The organism is Pseudomonas sp. P7758 (assembly GCF_013386485.1).
GTDB lineage: Bacteria > Pseudomonadota > Gammaproteobacteria > Pseudomonadales > Pseudomonadaceae > Aquipseudomonas.
Genome location: NZ_JACARS010000121.1, coordinates 753 through 2,922, shown reverse-complemented (window position 1 = coordinate 2,922; position 2,170 = coordinate 753). Strand labels below are relative to the sequence as shown.

Annotated in this window: 3 protein-coding genes; all 3 read left to right on the top strand. The window is 64.1% G+C overall.

From position 1 onward, the window contains the following. Nucleotides 1-508, top strand: a 508-nt coding sequence (paaC, locus tag HX873_RS23910) for a 1,2-phenylacetyl-CoA epoxidase subunit PaaC (RefSeq protein WP_256349655.1), incomplete at its 5' end; no start/stop codon positions are given. Further along, nucleotides 495-1,028, top strand: a complete 534-nt coding sequence (gene paaD / locus HX873_RS23905) for a 1,2-phenylacetyl-CoA epoxidase subunit PaaD (protein ID WP_003208903.1) — start codon at nucleotides 495-497, stop codon at nucleotides 1,026-1,028. The genes paaC and paaD, both read left to right, overlap by 14 nt. A 33-nt stretch (nucleotides 1,029-1,061) precedes the next feature. Next, nucleotides 1,062-2,138, top strand: coding sequence for a 1,2-phenylacetyl-CoA epoxidase subunit PaaE (paaE, locus tag HX873_RS23900; protein WP_177022050.1), 1,077 nt, complete (start codon nucleotides 1,062-1,064; stop codon nucleotides 2,136-2,138). Nucleotides 2,139-2,170 lie beyond the last annotated feature (32 nt).

Here is a 2,170-nt window from a genome sequence, read left to right as displayed (position 1 = left end):
GCTGGTGGAACAACCCAATGGCGACTACGCGGTGACCATCCTCAAGCAATTCCTGTATGACGCCTGGCACTTGCCGGTGTTGAGCGGCCTGGCCCAATCCAGCGACGAACGCATCGCCGGCATCGCGGCCAAGGCGGTGAAGGAAGTCACCTATCACCTGCGCCGCTCCGGCGAGTGGGTGGAGCGCCTCGGGGACGGCACCGAGGAAAGCCATAAACGCATGCTCGCGGCGATCCCCGAGCTGTGGCGGTTCACCGTGGAACTGACCAGCGCCGACGACAGTGAACAGCGCCTGCACGCCGCCGGCATTACGCCGGACGCCGCTCAGGTTGCCGCAGCGTGGCAGACCCAGGTCAGCGAAATCTTTACCAGCGCCACCCTGCCCCTGCCGCCTGCTGCGAGCTATTTCTACCTGGATGCACGCCGCGGTTTGCACAGCGAGCACCTGGGAATTTTGTTGGCGGAAATGCAGTTTTTGCCCCGAGCGTACCCCGATGCAACCTGGTGAGCTGATCGCCAGCGACCAGGGCGCACGCCCGGCGCAACCCACCGACCTGGCTGCCGCGTGGGCCACCCTGGCGCAGGTCATGGACCCGGAAGTGCCGGTGGTGAGCGTGGTCGACCTGGGCATAGTGCGCGACCTGGACTGGCAGGCCGGCCACTTGCATGTGGTGGTCACGCCGACCTACTCCGGCTGCCCCGCCACCGAAGTGATCGAGGGCGATATCCGCGATGCATTGGAGCTGGCAGGTTTCCGCGCGCCGCAACTGGAACGCAAGCTGACCCCGGCCTGGACCACCGACTGGATCACCAGCAGCGGCCGCGAACGCCTGCGGGCCTACGGCATCGCACCGCCCCAAGGCAGTAGCAGCAAACGCAGCCTGCTGGGAGAAAGCCCGGTGATTGCCTGCCCGCAATGCGGCAGCACCCACACCGAAGTGCTCAGCGAATTCGGCTCCACCGCCTGCAAGGCGCTGCACCGCTGCCGCGATTGCCTGGAACCGTTCGACTATTTCAAGTGCATCTGAGGGGCCAGCGGCCCGCTTGGTTGGAGAACAACAATGAGCAAATTTCACAGCCTGACCATCAAGGATGTGCGCAACGAGACCCGTGACGCGGTGTCCATCGCCTTCGAGATTCCGCAGCACTTGCAAGACAGCTTCCACTTCACCCAGGGCCAGCACCTGGTGATGCGCACCCAGCTGGATGGCGAGGAAGTGCGCCGTTCCTATTCGATCTGCACCGGGGTCAATGACGGCGAACTGCGCATCGCCATCAAGCGCGTGGCCGGTGGACGGTTCTCCGCTTTTGCCAATGAGCAGCTCAAGGCCGGGCACAGCCTGGAAGTGATGCCGCCCGCCGGGCATTTTCATGTGGATCTTGATCCGGCTCGCCACGGCCATTACCTGGCAGTGGCGGCCGGCAGCGGTATCACGCCGATCCTGTCGATCATCAAGACCACCCTGCAAACCGAGCCCCACAGCCGCGTGACGCTGCTGTACGGCAACCGTTCCAGCTCCGGTGCACTGTTTCGCGAACAGCTGGAAGACCTGAAGAACCGCTACCTGCAGCGCCTGAACCTGATCTTCGTGTTCAGCCGCGAGCAGCAGGATGTCGACCTTTACAACGGCCGCATTAATGCCGCGAAGTGCGAGCAACTGTTCTCCCGCTGGCTCGACGTGAAAGCCCTCGACGCGGCCTTTATCTGCGGCCCGCAGGAGATGACCGAGACCGTGCGCGACAGCCTCAAGGCCAAGGGCATGGCGCCGGAGCGCATCCATTTCGAACTGTTCGCCGCCGCCGGCAGCCAGCACAAGCGCGAGGCCCGCGAAGCGGCGCGGCAAGTGGATGCGGCGGTCAGCCAGATCACGGTGATCAGCGATGGCCGCGCCCTCGCCTTCGACCTGCCCCGCAACACTCAGAGCATCCTCGACGCGGGCAATGCCCAGGGCGCCGAGCTGCCGTATTCGTGCAAGGCCGGCGTGTGCTCCACCTGCAAATGCAAAGTCATCGAAGGCGAAGTGGAGATGGACAGCAACCACGCCCTCGAAGACTACGAAGTGGCCGCCGGCTATGTGCTGTCGTGCCAGGCATTCCCGGTCAGCGACAAGGTGGTACTGGATTTCGATCAGCTTTAAGGACACACCGCTCCCCTGTAGGAGCGAGCTTG

Excerpts from the sequence above, each read along its gene's own strand:
- paaD (WP_003208903.1), top strand. The coding sequence starts at position 495 with ATGCAACCTGGTGAGCTGATCGCCAGCGACCAGGGCGCACGCCCGGCG.
- paaE (WP_177022050.1), top strand. The coding sequence starts at position 1,062 with ATGAGCAAATTTCACAGCCTGACCATCAAGGATGTGCGCAACGAGACC.